The organism is Nocardiopsis sp. NRRL B-16309, assembly GCF_001279585.1.
Classification (GTDB): Bacteria; Actinomycetota; Actinomycetes; order Streptosporangiales; family Streptosporangiaceae; genus Nocardiopsis.
In genome coordinates, this window is record NZ_LGEC01000081.1 from 17,983 (window position 1) to 32,886 (window position 14,904).

The following is a 14,904-nucleotide window of genomic DNA, read 5'->3' on the forward strand; positions in this document are numbered from 1 at the left end:
CCGTCGACGGACGAGAACGCGGCGCGAGTGTCGCCGGGGCGGCGTGCGGCAGGCCGAGTGTCCGCGGAACGGGGCCCCTAGGGGCGCAGGAGCCGGTCCGCCGCGTCGGCGATCCGGCGCAACCCCTCCCCCGCCTCCACGGTGAGGATGACCTGGGCCGACCACGCGTCGTGGGTGTGGTGCAGATCGGCCCGGCGCAGGGTGACCGCCAGGCTCACGTGCGCGCGGCCGTCGTGGCGCGCCTCCACGGTCATCTCCTCCTCCATGGACGTCCAGGAACGGACGCCCGGCCAGCCCCGCCAGTCCTTCTCCAGCCCGACGAGGAAGTCCCGCAGGTTCTCCGGTGTCCGGCCGTCGAGGGAGACCGGACCACGAGCGGAGAGCCCGGCATCGTCGAGTTCGACGTCCACGGTGTAGGTGTAGCCGTCGCGCTCGGTGTCGACCGGCCTGTGGACGACCCAGCGCCCCGGGCCGTCCGCGGGGGCGATGACGAAGCGGTCTTCCGGTTCGCTCACCGGGTCACCCCGGTACGTCCGGCCGTGCCGTCGACCGGCCCGCCCGTGCGGATCGGGGCCTCGGTCGGCGGCGGAGTCCCGTCGCGCACGGCGTCCAGGTAGGCGGAGATGGCGTCCCGGTTCTGGGCCAGACACCGGATGCGGTCGCTCATCCGGTCGCGTTCGCGCTCCAGGGTCGCGATCATCTCGGGGGTGGCGTCGGGGAAGTAGAGCGCTCGCGGGGTGTTCAGGCAGGGCAGGACCTGCTTGATGATCCGGGTCGGCAGCCCCGCGTCCAGCAGTCCGCGGATCTGGGCGATCCGGTCCACGAAGGCCTCGCCGTACTCCCGGTAGCCGTTGGCCGAGCGCTCGGGAGTGATCAGCCCCTGCTCCTCGTAGTAGCGCAGGAGCCGCCGCGACGCTCCCGTGCGCTCCGCCAGCTCGCCGATGCGCATGTGGCCCACCTCATGTTCCGCCCGATTGACCTTCACACAGATGTGAGGGTTCGACGATACTCCGCATGAGACCTGATGCCACCCCCCACGCGCCCACCCCGTCCCCGCCGTCCACGCCGACCACCCCGTCCACCGACGCCTCCCGGCCGCCGGGGCGCGGACTGCCTCTGCACGCACTGCTCGCCCTGGCCACGGCGGTCTTCGTGACGAGCCTGACCGAGACCCTCCCCGCCGGTGTACTCCCCGCCATGAGCGCCGACCTGGGGGTCGGTGAACCGGCGATGGGCCAGTCCGTCACGGTCTACGCCGTCGGCACCGCGCTGACCGCGATCCCGTTGGCCGCCGCCACGGCGGGCTGGCGGCGCAAACGGCTGCTGCTGGCGGCGATGGGAGCGTTCGCGGTCGCGAACACGGTCACGGCCGCGTCGCCGGACTATGCCCTCACCATGGCCGCGAGGTTCGCCGCCGGAGTGGCGGCGGGGCTGGTGTGGGCGATGCTGGTCGGCTACGCGCGCGCCCTGGTGCCCGCCCGCCTGCGGGGCCGGGCCGTGGCCGTCGTCATGGCGGGCATCCCGATCGCCCTGTCCCTGGGGGTGCCCGCGGGCACCCTCCTCGGCGGGCTGCTCGGCTGGCGGGTGGCCTTCGCCCTGATGAGCGTGCTCACCGTGGTGCTGATCGGCTGGATCCTCGCGCTGGTCCCCGACCGTCCGGGCCGACGGACCGGCGCGCGGACCCCGCTCCTGCGGACCCTCGCGCTGCCGGGCGTCGGTCCGGTCCTGTCCGTCACCCTGGTGTTCGTCCTGGCCCACACGGTGCTCTACACCTACATCGCCGCGTTCCTGCACCGGATCGGAACGGGCGCCTCCGTCGACCTCGTCCTGCTGGTCTTCGGCGTCGCCTCGCTGGTGAGCATCGCCGTCGTGGGAGCGCGGATCGACCGCCGTCCGCGCGCGCTCACGGTGGCCGCCACGCTCCTGGTCGCGGCGGCGGCCACCCTCCTGGCCGTGTCGGACGGCGGCACGGCGGCGGTCTACGCCGCGGCGGCGCTGTGGGGCCTGGGCTGGGGCGGAGTGCCCACCCTGCTCCAGACCGCCGTGGCCGACGCCGGCGGCGACGCCGCCGACACGGCCCAGTCGATGCTGGTCACCCTGTGGAACGCGGCCATGGCCGGTGGCGGCGTCGTGGGCGGCGTACTCCTCACGCGGCTCGACCACACCTCGTTCGCCTGGAGCGTCCCGGTGCTCCTGGTGCCGGTGCTCATCGTGGTGGTCGGGGCCCGCGCGCACGGGTTCCCCGCCACGCGGCTGGACGCCGGTTCCTAGACGGGGCCGAGGGACGGCCTCAGCGGTCCCAGGCGGTCACCGGAGGCGGGTGAGGGCCTGGAGCACCGGCCTACGGGGTCCCGGCGCCGTCTCCCTTGGCCTCGACCCGTCCGACCGCGTCGGGGCCGACGGTCAGTTCCGCGCACGCGTCCCGCCATGCCGGGTCACCGGGGTAGAACTCGGTGCGGAGATAGGCCGAGGTGAGCCGCTGGACCGCGGAGACCCGTTCGGGGCTCTCGTCGGTGGTCTCGGCGACGTCGTAGCCCGAGACACCGCCGAGCCCGTGCTCGGCGCCGAACAGGGTGAGCAGGGCCTTGCGGCCCGGGGCCAGGTGGAACGGGTCGGCGTGCCACTGCGGGCCCGCGACCGCCAGGTGCTCGGAGGCGTCCTTGTCTCCCGCGACCACGAGGGCGGGCGCCGTCATCGTGGAGAAGTCCGTGGTCGAGAGGAACGCGTAGTTCTCCGCCACGAACGAGGTGACGGCGTCGCCGCCCCGGCCCGGCGCGGCCAGCAGGACCCCCGCGCCGATCCGGGGGTCGGCCAGGTCGACCTCCGCGCCGTCGAGCGGGTCGGTGAGCCGGGCGCCCAGCAGCAGGCTCGCGGTGTGCCCGCCCATCGAGTGCCCGGCCACGGCGACCCGGCCGCGGTCCACGCGCCCGGCGAGTCCGGGGACGGCGGCCTCGATCTCGTCGAACCGGTCCAGGATGAGCGTCATGTCCTCGGCCCGCGACCGCCAGTGCATCGGCGCGTCCGGGGCGCCGGTGGCCAGGTCCAGCGTCCGCGAGCTCAGGTGGGTCGGCTGGACCACGACGAACCCGTGCGCCGCCCAGTACTGCGCGAGCGGAGCGTAGCCGTCCAGGGAGGACAGGTGGTGCGAGAAGCCCTGGCCGTGCGAGAGCAGGATGACCGGCAGGTCGGCCCCTGTCGTGGGAGCGGAGACCCGCACCCGCAGGTCGACCGCGCGGCCTGGGGTCGGCAGGACCACCGGAGCGATCGAGAGGGCGGGAACGGGTGTGCCGGGGGCCTCGGCCGTGCGTGTGGATGCGCTCATGATGCGTGTGTCCCTTCGATGGCCTCGGCCGCGGACGACCCGGACGGATGGTCGGCGGTGCGAGGCGGGCAGGAGTGTCGGGCTCGGCTAGACTGCAAGCGGAGCGACGTTCCGATTAATATACGGAGCACTGCTCCGCTTTGTCAACGAGCATCGGAAGGAGAGCGCGGTGGCCACCACAGGCGAGCCGGAGGAGAGGCCGTCCCGCGGCCGGAGGGCGGACGCGCGGCGCAACCAGCAGGCGCTGCTCACCGCCGCCGCCAAGGTGTTCGTCGCCTCTGGCGTGGACGCGCCCATCCGCGCCATCGCGGCCGAGGCCGGAGTCGGCATGGGCACGATCTACCGGCACTTCCCGACGCGGTCGGACCTGGTCATCGCCGTCTACCGGCACCAGGTCGAGGCTTGCGCCGAGGCCGGTCCGCGCCTGCTGGCCGAGGCGGACTCACCGTTCACGGCACTCCGGCGGTGGGTCGACCTCTTCGTCGACTTCCTGGTCACCAAGCACGGGCTCGCCCAAGCCATGCAGTCGGGCGGCGGCGGCTTCGACGCCCTGCACGCCTACTTCCTCGACCGGCTGGTGCCCGTCTGCGGGCAGCTGCTCGACGCCTCCGTAGAGGCCGGGGAGATCGGGTCCGACATCCGTGCGTTCGAACTGATGCGCGGCATCGGCAACCTGTGCGTCGGACGTGAGAACGACCCCGACTACGACCCCCGTCGGCTGATCGAACTGCTCCTGCGCGGGCTGCGGCCGCCACGGTCCTGACCGCCCGCGCGCCCACGATGACTCCGGAGAGAACCGCATGGGCGCCTCGGCGCCGCACCCCGAACCGCGGTCCGCCTTCCGGCGCGTACCGAATCCGCTGATCGCCCGCGGCTGGCGGAGAACCCTGGTCCGGCTCGGCACCCGGCTGCCGCCGGGCCCCAAGCTCCGCGACGGACTCCGCCGCGAGTACGTCGAGCTCGGGCCCAGGGTCGGTACGCACGTCTCCACACCCGCGGGCGGCGTGGCCGACGATCGGAGCCGCCCCGCCGCCCCGCCGCCCCGCCGTCCCCCGGCGGGGCGGCTCCGGCTACTCCCGGCCCTGGTGGGCTTCGGCGTCGGCGGTCCACCCGCGCAGCATGAGGTCCAGGACCGCCATGAACCGGTCCGTCCCGCGTCGGCCGAGCACGAAGGGATGGTCTCCGCCGGGATCGCTCCGGACCTGCTCGGCACGCGCGAGTCCGTCGTCGACCGGGTGGTTGGCCAGCTCGACGTCCACCCCCGCCCTGCGCATGCGGAGCCGGAAGGAGTGGATGGACGCCAGGTAGGTGTGCAGTTCCGGGAGCGTCGAGGGAGGCCGGATGCCGCCCCACAGCATGGCCGTGTGTCGCTCGGAGCCCTGACGTACGGGAAGGATGGGCGAAACGGTGCCCGCCGTGTGGCCCGGGGTGTCGTGGAGGCGGATGGTCGTGCCCCCGACCGTCAGGCACTGGCCGTCCGTGATCTCCAGGTCCCGGACGGGAGCGTGGTCCGGCCGCCTGCGTTCGACGAGGTCCCAGTCGGCCGGGGACATCAGGACGCGGGCCCCGTAGCGGTCGGCGATGTACTGGGCCCCGCCGAAGTGGTCGTCGTGCCCGTGGGTGACGACGACGTGTGTGATCGCCTCCGGATCGGCTCCCAGTTCGCGCAGCCCCGGAACGATCACGTCCCGAGCGTCATCCGGGGACCTGAGCGCGTCGATCAGCACGATGCCGTCGTCGGTGAGGACCGCCATCGCGTGCACGAAGCCCACGCTCAGCATGGCCAGGTCGTCGAACAGCTTCACGGGGGCCGGGGCGGGCAGCTGCGGAGGCGCGCTCCCCGGGGTCAGCGCCCGGACGAGGTTCCGCAGGACCGGGTCCTGCCCGGCGAGCCCGTCCGCGCGGTCGTAGTACACCTGCCCGTCGGCCGCGGCGGCCACGGGCGCCGAGGCGAGACCGGCCATTCCGGCACCGGCCGCGAGCCCGACGGCGGCGAGTCGGGCGAAGCGGCGTCTGGACAGGGCGTCGGGGCGGTCGTCATGGGGGGACGTGGACGTCACGGGCTCCTCCTGGTGGCTGTCGCGGCATGAGTCGACGGGCGCGAGGTCGGAACGGGCTCACGCGCCACGCTTGTCCTATCGCCACGGGCACTCCCCCGGTTCGCCCCGCGCCGGGACACGGAACGACTCGACGGCCGGACAGCCCAGGCCCGCCACGGCATCGAAGCCGGCGCGGGCGGCGCCCTGTCGTCAGGACGAGATGACGACAGGGCGCCTTGTCGACAGATCCGCTCACCTGCCTACCGGCTTGTCACGGCGTCCACTCCGCCGACCCGTCTCCCCGGCTACTCCTCGCCCTTGGCGACCAGCGTGAGCACGTCGTACGTGGCCACCGGCTCGCCGTCCTGGTCGGTCACCAGCGCGTCCCAGCGCACCTCGCCGTACTCCGCGTTCGTGCGCGGGGTGATCTGCTTGGCGGTCAGCGTCACCCGGATGGTCGCCCCCTCCTTCACCGGAGTCAGGAACCGCAGGTTGTCGACGCCGAAGTTGGCCAGCACCGGCCCGGGCGCCGGGTCCACGAACAGCCCCGCCGCGAGGGAGACCACCAGGTACCCGTGGGCCACGATCCCGCCGAACAGCGGGTTGGCGGCGGCGGCCTCCTCGTCGGTGTGCGCGTAGAAGGTGTCCCCGGTGAACTCCGCGAAGTGGTCGATGTCGGCCCGGGTGACCGTGCGCTCCGCCGACTCGATCGTGTCGCCGATCCGCAGCTCCGCCAGGTTCTTGCGGAACGGGTGGACGTCGCCGACCGCCCGCCGCGACCCGGTGGTCCACTGCCCGGTGATCGCCGTGAGCATGTCCGGCGTCCCCTGCACGGCCGTGCGCTGCATGTGGTGCTTGACACCGCGCACACCGCCCATCTCCTCGCCGCCGCCCGCGCGGCCCGGACCGCCGTGCACCAGCACCGGCAGCGGGGAGCCGTGCCCGGTGGACTCCTTGGCGTCCTCCCGGTTGAGCACCAGGATCCGGCCGTGCCACGGCGCCGAACCGAGCACGACCTCGCGGGCCACGTCCTCGTCCCGCGTGACCAGCGACCCGACCAGGCTGCCTCGGCCGCGCGCCGCGAGCTCCACGGCCTCGGCCACCGATCCGTAGGCGATGACCGTGGCGACCGGTCCGAACGCCTCCACCTCGTGCGGCTCGGTGGCACCGGCCTCCGCCCGCAGCAGGATCGGCGACATGAACGCGCCCGACTCGGCGTCGGCACCGGCCGCGTCCACCTGGCCGGGGTCGCCGTAGACCAGTCGGCAGGAGGTCCGCAGCGCCTTGACCGACCTGCGCACCTCGTCGCGCTGGGCGAGGGAGACCAGCGGCCCCATCCGGGTGTCCGCCTGGTCCGCCGCCCCCACGACCACCTTGGACAGCCGGTCGGCCAGCGCCTCGGTGACGGCCTCGGCCATCGGCTCGGGCACGAGGATCCGGCGGATGGCGGTGCACTTCTGCCCGGCCTTGACGGTCATCTCCGCCACGACCTGCTTGACGTACAGGTCGAACTCCGGGTCCTCGACCGCCACGTCAGGTCCCAGGATCGAGCAGTTGAGCGAGTCGGCCTCGACGTTGAGCTGCACGCCGCCGCTGACCACGTTCGGGTGGTTGCGCAGGATCGCCCCGGTGGACGCCGAACCGGTGAAGGACAGGATGTCCTGCGGCCCCAGCGCGTCGACCAGCCCCTCGTGCCCGGCGCTGAGCACCTGGAGCGCCCCCTCCGGGAGCAGGCCCGACTCGATGATCCGCCGCACGACCGCGACCGTGAGGTAGGCGGTCTGCGGAGCGGGCTTGACGATGCTCGGCAGGCCAGCGATGAAGGCGGGCGCGAGCTTCTCCAGCATGCCCCAGACGGGGAAGTTGAAGGCGTTGATCTGCACGGCCACGCCCGGACGGGACGTGTACACGTGCTGGGCGACGAACGTGCCCGCCCTGCCGAGGGGCTCGGAGGGCCCGTCCAGGATGACGGTGGAGTTGGGCAGCTCGCGCCGCCCCTTGCTGGAGAAGCTGAACAGCGTGCCGAAGCCGCCGTCGACGTCGACCATCGTGTCGCGCGCGGTGGCGCCGGTCCGGTGCGAGAGCGCGTAGAACTCGTCCTTGTACGCCATCAGGTGCTTGGCCACCTCCTTGAGGAGGTTGGCCCGCTGGTGGAAGGTCAGCGCCCGTACCGCGGGTCCGCCGACCGTGCGCGCGTACTCCACCATCGCGCCGACGTCGGGGCCCTTCCGCGAGAACAGGGCGACGGTCTCGCCGGTGTTGGCGTCGGCGAGCGGTGTGCCCTCGTCCGACGGGGTGAACCATGATCCCTGCGCGTAGCTCTCCAGTACTGCGGACACCTGGCGGTCCTCTCCTCCGGCTGCGACTCTGCTTGGCACAGTATTACAGACCGATCGTTCAGTAAATAGGGCATGAAGGGACGGACCCGCACCGACCTGCTGTTTCTCCCGTGATCAGACCGACTGACGCGCCTCGGCGCGGATCTCCCTCGCCGTCACTCCGAACTCAGCGCGCAGCATGCGCCCCAGGTGTCCCGTGTCGAGCACGCCCCACCGCGCCGCGATCACGGCCGTCGGCCGCTCCGCGAGCACCGGGTCCGCGAGGTCGCGCCGGATCCGCGCCAACCGCTCCGACCTCACCCACCGCGCCAGCGTGAATCCCCCCGCACGGCACAGCGTGTACAGGTACCGCGTCGACATCCCGTGCGCCGCGGCCACCGACTCCGCCGACAGGCCCGGGTCGCCCAGATTCGCCAGGCAGTACGCCCGGACCCGGTCCAACGGGTCCTCGTCATCGCTGGGGAACGTGTCGGAGAACGCCGCGCACACCAGTGACACCAGCGCCGACGCCATGTGGTGCTGGGCCGCGCCGCTCGCGCCGTCGCCCACGCCGCCGGACGCCATCCCCTGGAACATCGCCGACACGATCCCGCGCAGCCCGGTGTCCGCCCGGACCGGCATGGCCACCCGCCGCCGCAGCACGTCCGCGTGCGCGCCGAACCGTGCGCTGGGCACGCCCACCACCACGGTGTCGTAGGGCTCCCAGAACGGCAGTTCGTACGGGTGGCCCGTCTCGTACACCACCAGGTCGCCGGGGTTCAGAAGGCACTGCCGGCCGCCCTGGTCCACCCCCGCCCGGCCCGAGCCGTGCCAGGCCACCTTGATCAGGTCGGGATCTGAGGACCCCATCACCGAGGTGTCGCGCCGCACCACGACCGGGTCGGCGGTGATGTGCGTCAGCACCAACTGGTCCACTCGCGCCGAGGTGAACGCGCCGTGGAAGGGCAGGCCGCCGGTGGTGCGCATGCGCAGGGGAGCGAAGGCCCGGGAGGCGGCGTCCTCGAAGGTGTCGAGCCGGTCGATGATGCCCCGGTGGCGCCCCCGGTCAACGGAGTGCGTGGTGCTCACGCCCCTCTCCCTTCCCCCACATCTCGTGCCTGACGTGGGCGTACGAACGATGCCGGGTCCTCGGATGTTAACCGCGTCACCATCACCGGGCAAGGGTGAGCCGAGCGCCGGGCGGGCCCGTGCACGAATCGGCGAACGGCCGTGCGCACGATGGCGACAGTGACCGGCATCACCCGCGTAGCTTCCCCAGCACGGTCGCGACGCCGCAGGAACGGGACTCGTCCACGTCCGCGTCCCCGCCTCCGGAACACGGCGCCCATACCCCGGCCCCGCGGTGCCACCCGCGCTCCGGCGGTCAGGGCCGACGGGAAGGCAGTCGGTCTCGTTTGACCACACGCGAACCACCAGCACCGCACGCGCAACAGCACGACCAGCACTCACACGAACCACGAGGGAAAGGCCAGGTGGAACCGATGAGGACCGAGATCCGGACCGACATGCTGATCGACGGCGAGTGGAGCAAGGGGAACGGGACCACGTTCCCGACCCTCGACCCGGCCACGGGGGAGGTCCTGGCCGAGGTGCCCGAGGGCACCGAGGCCGACGTGAACGCGGCCGTGACCGCCGCCGCGCGGGCCTTCGAGTCCGCCGAGTGGGCGGGGATGCTCCCCGCCGCCCGCGCCAAGCTGCTGCTCAGGCTCGCCGACCTGCTGGAGGCCGACGCGGACGCCTTCGCCCGCCTGGAGACCAGCGACCAGGGACAGCCGCTCGGCGTCAGTGGCGGGTTCGCCGTCCCCAACGCCGTCGAGCACCTGCGCTACTACGCGGGCTGGGTCACCAAGATCACCGGAGTCACCGCACCGCTGTCCATCCCCGACGTCGACTACCGCACCCGTCGCGAACCCCTCGGCGTGTGCGCGCTCATCACGCCGTGGAACTTCCCGCTCATGATCCTGATGTGGAAACTCGCCCCGGCCCTGGCCACCGGCAACACCGTGGTCGTCAAGCCGGCCGAGCAGACCCCGCTCACCACCCTGCGCCTGGCCGGGCTGGTCAAGGAGGCGGGTATCCCGGACGGGGTCGTCAACGTCGTCACCGGCGGACCCGGGGTCGGCCGGGCCCTGGTCCGACACCCCGGGGTCGCCAAGGTGTCCTTCACCGGCTCCACCGAGGTCGGCCGCGAGATCGGAGCCCAGGCGGGCCGCGCGCTCAAGCACGTCTCGCTCGAACTGGGCGGCAAGGCGCCCTCGATCATCGCCTCCGACGCCGACATCGACGCCGCCGTCGCGGGCAACCTCATGGGCGGCCTGCTCAACTCCGGCCAGGTCTGCGCCGCCTACACGCGGTTCTTCGTCGACTCCGCGCGCCACGACGAGTTCGCGGAGAAGCTCGCCGCCGGGGCCGCGGCCATGAAGCTCGGCCACGGCCTGGCCGAGGACACCCAGATGGGCCCGGTGGTCTCCGCCGAGCAGCGCGACCAGGCCGAGAGCTACGTGCGCATCGGCCGGGAGGACGGCGCCCACCTGCACGACCGCGCCCCGCTGGACGACGACCGCGGGTTCTTCGTGCGCCCCGCCGTGTTCTCCGGCGTCACCGACGACATGCGCATCGCCCGCGAGGAGATCTTCGGCCCCGTCCTGTCCGTCCTGCCCTACGACGACCCCGACGAGCTGGTCGCCCGCGCCAACGACACCGAGTACGGGCTCGCGGCGGTGATCTGGTCCCGCGACATCGGCACCGCGAACCGCCTCGCCGCCCGGGTGCGCGCGGGCACCGTGTGGATCAACATGCCGCCGTTCCTGGACGCCGCGGCCGCCTGGGGCGGGATGAAGGCCTCCGGGCTCGGCCGGGAGATGGGCTGGTCCGGCATCGACGCCTACACCCAGGTCAAGAGCATCTGGACCAACCTGGCCTGACCGACACCCGCGTCCCGCACACCGACGCCGGCCTCACCACATCCATCCCCGGAGGAACCGATGGCCACCACCGACACCCCGGCGGCGCATCCCCTCGACGCCCTCACCCCCGACGAGATCACCGCCGCCCGCACCCTGCTCACCACGACCGGCCACGCCACCGACGCCACCCGGTTCGCCTACCTCGGCCTGGAGGAACCCGCCAAGGACGACCTCCTGGCCCACACGCCCGGCACGCCCGTCGACCGCCGGGTCCGCGTCCTGCTGCACGACACCGGCGGCGGACCCGCCCACGACGTCGTCCTGTCCCTCACCCACGGTCGGATCGACTCCGACCGGACCCTGGACGCGGCCACCGACGGCCAACTTCCCGTCCTCGACGAGGAGTTCGCCCTGGTGGAGGAGGTCCTGTCCACCGACGAGGACTGGCTGGCCGCCCTGCGCGCCCGCGACCTGGACCCCTCCACCGTCCGGGTGGCCCCGCTGTCGGCCGGGGTCTACGACGACGAGTACCCCGAGGAACGCGGCCGCCGCATCCTGCGCGGACTCGCCTTCGTCCAGGAGCACGAGACCGACCACGCCTGGGCGCACCCGGTGGACGGACTCGTGGCCTACGTCGACGTCGTCGGCAGGACCGTCGACCGGGTCATCGACTTCGGGCCCGTGCCGATCCCGACCGAGTCCGGCAACTACCCCGATCCCGAGGTGAGCGGGCCGCCGCGCACCACCCAGAGGCCCATCGAGATCACTCAGCCCGAGGGGCCGAGCTTCACCCTCGACGGCAACGTGCTGAGCTGGGAGAACTGGTCGCTGCGGATCGGCTTCGACGCCCGCGAGGGGCTGGTGCTGCACCAGATCGCCTTCGCCGACCGCGACCGGGGGCGGGAGCGCTCGATCGTCCACCGCGCCTCCATCGCCGAGATGGTCGTCCCCTACGCCGACCCCTCGCCCGTGCGGTCCTGGCAGAACTACTTCGACACCGGCGAGTACATGGTCGGCCGCTACGCCAACGCCCTCCGGCTCGGCTGCGACTGCCTCGGCGACATCACCTACATGGACGCCGTCCTCGCCGACGAGCGCGGAGAGCCACAGACCCTCCCCAACGCCGTGTGCCTGCACGAGGAGGACGTCGGGGTGCTGTGGAAGCACAGCGACCTGTGGGCGGGATCGTCCGAGACCCGGCGCCGGCGGCGGATGGTGATCTCCTTCTTCACCACCGTCGGCAACTACGACTACGGGTTCTACTGGTACCTCTACCTCGACGGCACGATCGAGTTCGAGGCCAAGGCCACCGGCATCGTGTTCACCTCCGCCCACCCCGGCGGCGACTACCCCTACGCGACCGAGATCGCCCCCGGACTGGGCGCGCCCTTCCACCAGCACCTGTTCTGCGCCCGGCTCGACATGGCCCTGGACGGCACCGCCAACCGTGTGGTGGAGGTGGACGCCGCCCGCGTCCCCATCGGCCCCGACAATCCGCGCGGCAACGCCTTCACCCAGAAGCACACCGTGCTGGCCTCCGAGAACCAGGCCCAGCGCGACGCCGACGCCTCCGTCGACCGGGTCTGGCACATCACCAACCCCGGCTCCCCCAACCGGCTCGGCCGCCACGTCGGCTACGCCCTCCAGCCCGAGGGCAAGCCGGTCCTGCTCGCCGATCCCGCCTCGTCGGTGGCCGCGCGCGCCGCCTTCGCCACCCGCCACCTGTGGGTGACCGCCTACGATCCCGCCGAGCGCTACCCGGCGGGCGACTTCGTCAACCAGCACCCGGGCGGCGCCGGCCTGCCCGCCTACGCCGCCGCCGACCGCGACCTGGACGGCCGGGACCTGGTCGTGTGGCACACCTTCGGCCTGACGCACGCGCCCCGCCCGGAGGACTGGCCGATCATGCCGGTCGACCACACCGGCTTCACGCTGCGCCCGGTCGGCTTCTTCGACCGCAACCCCACCCTGGACGTGCCCGCCACCGCCGCGGGTGCCTGCCACTCGCGCGGACCCGCCACGGCCGCGGACACCGAGCGAACGGACTGCTGCCATGACTGAGCGCACGAAACCGGCACGGGCCGGCGCCCCCCTGGGACTCCGGGGATCGCTGGGAACCGCGGGCATCGTCTTCCTCGTCGTCGCCGCGGCCTCGCCGCTGGTCGCGATCGGCGGCGCGCTTCCGGTGATGATGGCCATCGGCAACGGCGCGGGCGTCCCGGTGGCCTACCTCGCGGTGACGGTCGTCCTGCTGCTGTTCAGCGTCGGCTACGCCGGGATGAGCCGCCACGTGGAGGGCGCGGGCGCGTTCTTCGCCTACGTCACCGCGGGGCTCGGCCGGACCACCGGCGCGGGTGCCGTGGGTCTGGCCCTGCTCTCCTACACCGCCATCCAGGCGGCGGTCTACGGACTGGCCGGGGCCGCCCTCGGCGGAACCGTCGCCGCCTACGGCGGGCCGGACCTGCCCTGGTGGCTGTGGAGCGGAGTGCTGCTCGCCGTCGTGGGCGTGCTCGGCTTCCGCAGCATCGACGTGGGTACGCGCGTGCTCAGTGTGCTCATCGTGTGCGAGGTCGGGGTCCTCGCGGTCCTGGTCGGCGCGGTGTTCCTGCGGGGCGGCGCCGAGGGCCCGAGCGCGGAGCCGTTCACGGCCGGGGCCTTCCTCTCCGGGTCGCCCGGGATCGGGCTGATGTTCGCGGTGGCGTGCTTCATCGGCTTCGAGGCGACGGCGATCTACAGCGAGGAGGCCCGGGACCCGGGACGGACCGTGCCCCGCGCGACCTACGCGGCTGTGCTGCTCATCGGCGGCTTCTACACGCTCGTGTCCTGGGCCGTCGTCGTGGGGGTCGGCACGGGGCAGGCGCGGACCGCCGCCCTGGAGGACACCGAGGGGCTCGTGTTCTCCGTGGCCGCACTGTACGCGGGGCCGGGTGTGGCCGTGACCATGGAGATCCTGCTGCTCACCAGCCTGTTCACGGCGCTGCTGGCGTTCCACAACACGATCGCCCGCTACCTGTACGCGATCGGGCACACCGGCGGCGTCCTGTCGCCGCTCGCGGGTACGCACGTCCGCCACGCGTCGCCGCACGTGGCCTCGCTCGTCCAGTCCGCGGCCGCGGCCGTACTGATCGCGGTGTTCGCGCTGGCCCAGGCCGATCCGGTACTCCAGGTGTTCACCTGGATGAGCGGCATGGCCACGCTGGGAGTGCTGGCGCTCATGGTGCTCGTGAGCGTGGCGGTCGTGGCGTTCTTCGCCAGGACGGGCGCGGACACGCGGTGGTGGCACGCCCGGATCGCGCCGGTTCTGGGAGCCGTGGGACTGGTGGGTGTGGCGGCGCTGGTGCTGTCCAACTTCACCACGCTCATCGACGGGTCCACAGGGCTGGCGGTGTTCTTCGTGGCCCTGCTCGTGGCCGCGTTCGCGGCGGGGGCGGTCCCGGCGGCCCTGCGCCGGGAGTGACGTAGCGACGTGTCGACCCGTCGCCTCGACCACCGGTGCGGACATGGCGACAGGTCGACACGGTGGCGGGCCGGCTCCCCGTCACCCTCAGGACGCGCGAACCCCTGACGGCGCCCCACCGCACGGGGTACGGTGTCGAACACCTGTAGACGCGCACGAAGGCGCTTTGTCGGCGACCGTAACCACTGGTCACTTTGTCGACATATCGACCCGACGCCTACTCCTTGACGAGCGGGAGCACCTCGGCGCCCGGGAGCCCGCCCACCAGCGGGCCCGGCACGTACAGCTTCGACCGGCGCAGACCGCTGCCCACCACGACCGACGGGGTGTCCACCACCGCCTTGTCCACCAGGACCGGCCACCCCTCGGGCAGCCCGAACGGCGTGATGCCGCCGTACTCCATGCCCGTCAGCCCGGTGGCCTCCTCCATGGGCGCGAACGAGATCTTGCGGGCGCCCAGGTGGCGCCGGACCATCCCGTTGACGTCCGCGCGCTGGGTCGCGAGCACCATGCAGGCCGCGTAGGTCACCTCGCCGCCGCGCTTGGCCGCGAGCACCACGCAGTTGGCGCTGGTCTCCAACGGCATCCCGTAGCGCTCGCAGAACGCGGCGGTGTCGGCCAGCTCCGGATCGATCTCCGCGACCCGCACCCGGTCCCGGTCTCCCTCCGCCAGACCGTCGAGCGCGGCCCTGGTCGGCTCGGCCAGCCAGTCCGGGTGCTCGTCGGGCCGCGTCCAGTCAAGTGCGTCGGTCATGGGCGCCTCCCTCGTCGAACCGCTTCTCGCCGCCAGCGTAGTGAGGCCCGGCGGCGCCCGCCGCACGGACGGATCCGGCCCCCCGCA

12 protein-coding genes are annotated in these 14,904 nt (G+C 73.0%); 5 read left to right on the forward strand and 7 right to left on the reverse strand.

All coding sequences use genetic code 11. From position 1 onward, the window contains the following. Nucleotides 1–77 precede the first annotated feature (77 nt). Nucleotides 78–515: a DUF6228 family protein gene (locus tag ADL05_RS17980; protein ID WP_053618143.1), complete on the reverse strand. Its 438-nt coding sequence runs from the start codon at nucleotides 513–515 to the stop codon at nucleotides 78–80. After that, nucleotides 512–949, reverse strand: coding sequence for a MerR family transcriptional regulator (locus ADL05_RS17985; RefSeq protein WP_082376535.1), 438 nt, complete (start codon nucleotides 947–949; stop codon nucleotides 512–514). Before ADL05_RS17985 ends, ADL05_RS17980 begins: the two co-directional genes overlap by 4 nt. A gap of 65 nt (nucleotides 950–1,014) precedes the next feature. Here ADL05_RS17985 and ADL05_RS17990 point away from each other — a divergent pair, with 65 nt between their 5' ends. Continuing rightward, nucleotides 1,015–2,271: an MFS transporter gene (locus tag ADL05_RS17990; RefSeq protein WP_053618144.1), complete on the forward strand. Its 1,257-nt coding sequence runs from the start codon at nucleotides 1,015–1,017 to the stop codon at nucleotides 2,269–2,271. 70 nt (nucleotides 2,272–2,341) lie between these two features. Here the strand turns inward: ADL05_RS17990 and ADL05_RS17995 are convergent, their stop codons facing one another. Further along, a complete protein-coding gene (locus ADL05_RS17995; RefSeq protein ID WP_053618145.1) occupies nucleotides 2,342–3,322 on the reverse strand; it encodes a chlorophyllase in 981 nt (326 codons plus the stop codon). A gap of 169 nt (nucleotides 3,323–3,491) precedes the next feature. Between ADL05_RS17995 and ADL05_RS18000 the strand changes: the two genes are divergently transcribed. After that, nucleotides 3,492–4,085: a TetR/AcrR family transcriptional regulator gene (locus ADL05_RS18000; RefSeq protein WP_053618146.1), complete on the forward strand. Its 594-nt coding sequence runs from the start codon at nucleotides 3,492–3,494 to the stop codon at nucleotides 4,083–4,085. 307 nt (nucleotides 4,086–4,392) lie between these two features. Here the strand turns inward: ADL05_RS18000 and ADL05_RS18005 are convergent, their stop codons facing one another. The 3 genes from ADL05_RS18005 to ADL05_RS18015 form a co-directional block, all read right to left on the reverse strand. After that, a complete protein-coding gene (locus ADL05_RS18005) occupies nucleotides 4,393–5,382 on the reverse strand; it encodes an MBL fold metallo-hydrolase (protein ID WP_231640802.1) in 990 nt (329 codons plus the stop codon). A 284-nt stretch (nucleotides 5,383–5,666) separates the two neighbouring features. Next, complete coding sequence (gene paaZ / locus ADL05_RS18010; RefSeq protein ID WP_053618147.1) at nucleotides 5,667–7,700, reverse strand: phenylacetic acid degradation bifunctional protein PaaZ; 2,034 nt, start codon at nucleotides 7,698–7,700, stop codon at nucleotides 5,667–5,669. A gap of 114 nt (nucleotides 7,701–7,814) precedes the next feature. Then, nucleotides 7,815–8,768 carry a helix-turn-helix domain-containing protein gene (locus ADL05_RS18015; RefSeq protein ID WP_053618148.1) on the reverse strand — a complete coding sequence of 318 codons (954 nt, stop codon included), beginning with the start codon at nucleotides 8,766–8,768 and terminating at the stop codon, nucleotides 7,815–7,817. Nucleotides 8,769–9,181: 413 nt separating this feature from the next. Between ADL05_RS18015 and ADL05_RS18020 the strand changes: the two genes are divergently transcribed. Genes ADL05_RS18020 through ADL05_RS18030 form a run of 3 tightly spaced genes read left to right on the forward strand, consistent with a single transcriptional unit; the run spans nucleotide 9,182 to nucleotide 14,063 of the window. Beyond that, a complete protein-coding gene (locus ADL05_RS18020) occupies nucleotides 9,182–10,624 on the forward strand; it encodes an aldehyde dehydrogenase (protein ID WP_197285843.1) in 1,443 nt (480 codons plus the stop codon). Nucleotides 10,625–10,684: 60 nt separating this feature from the next. Next, nucleotides 10,685–12,667, forward strand: a complete 1,983-nt coding sequence (locus tag ADL05_RS18025; RefSeq protein WP_053618149.1) for a primary-amine oxidase — start codon at nucleotides 10,685–10,687, stop codon at nucleotides 12,665–12,667. Continuing rightward, on the forward strand, nucleotides 12,660–14,063 hold the full coding sequence (locus tag ADL05_RS18030) for an APC family permease (RefSeq protein WP_053618150.1): 1,404 nt from the start codon (nucleotides 12,660–12,662) through the stop codon (nucleotides 14,061–14,063). The genes ADL05_RS18025 and ADL05_RS18030 overlap by 8 nt, the downstream gene beginning before the upstream one ends. A 217-nt stretch (nucleotides 14,064–14,280) precedes the next feature. Here the strand turns inward: ADL05_RS18030 and ADL05_RS18035 are convergent, their stop codons facing one another. Next, on the reverse strand, nucleotides 14,281–14,817 hold the full coding sequence (locus ADL05_RS18035) for a YbaK/EbsC family protein (RefSeq protein ID WP_053618151.1): 537 nt from the start codon (nucleotides 14,815–14,817) through the stop codon (nucleotides 14,281–14,283). Nucleotides 14,818–14,904: the final 87 nt, after the last annotated feature.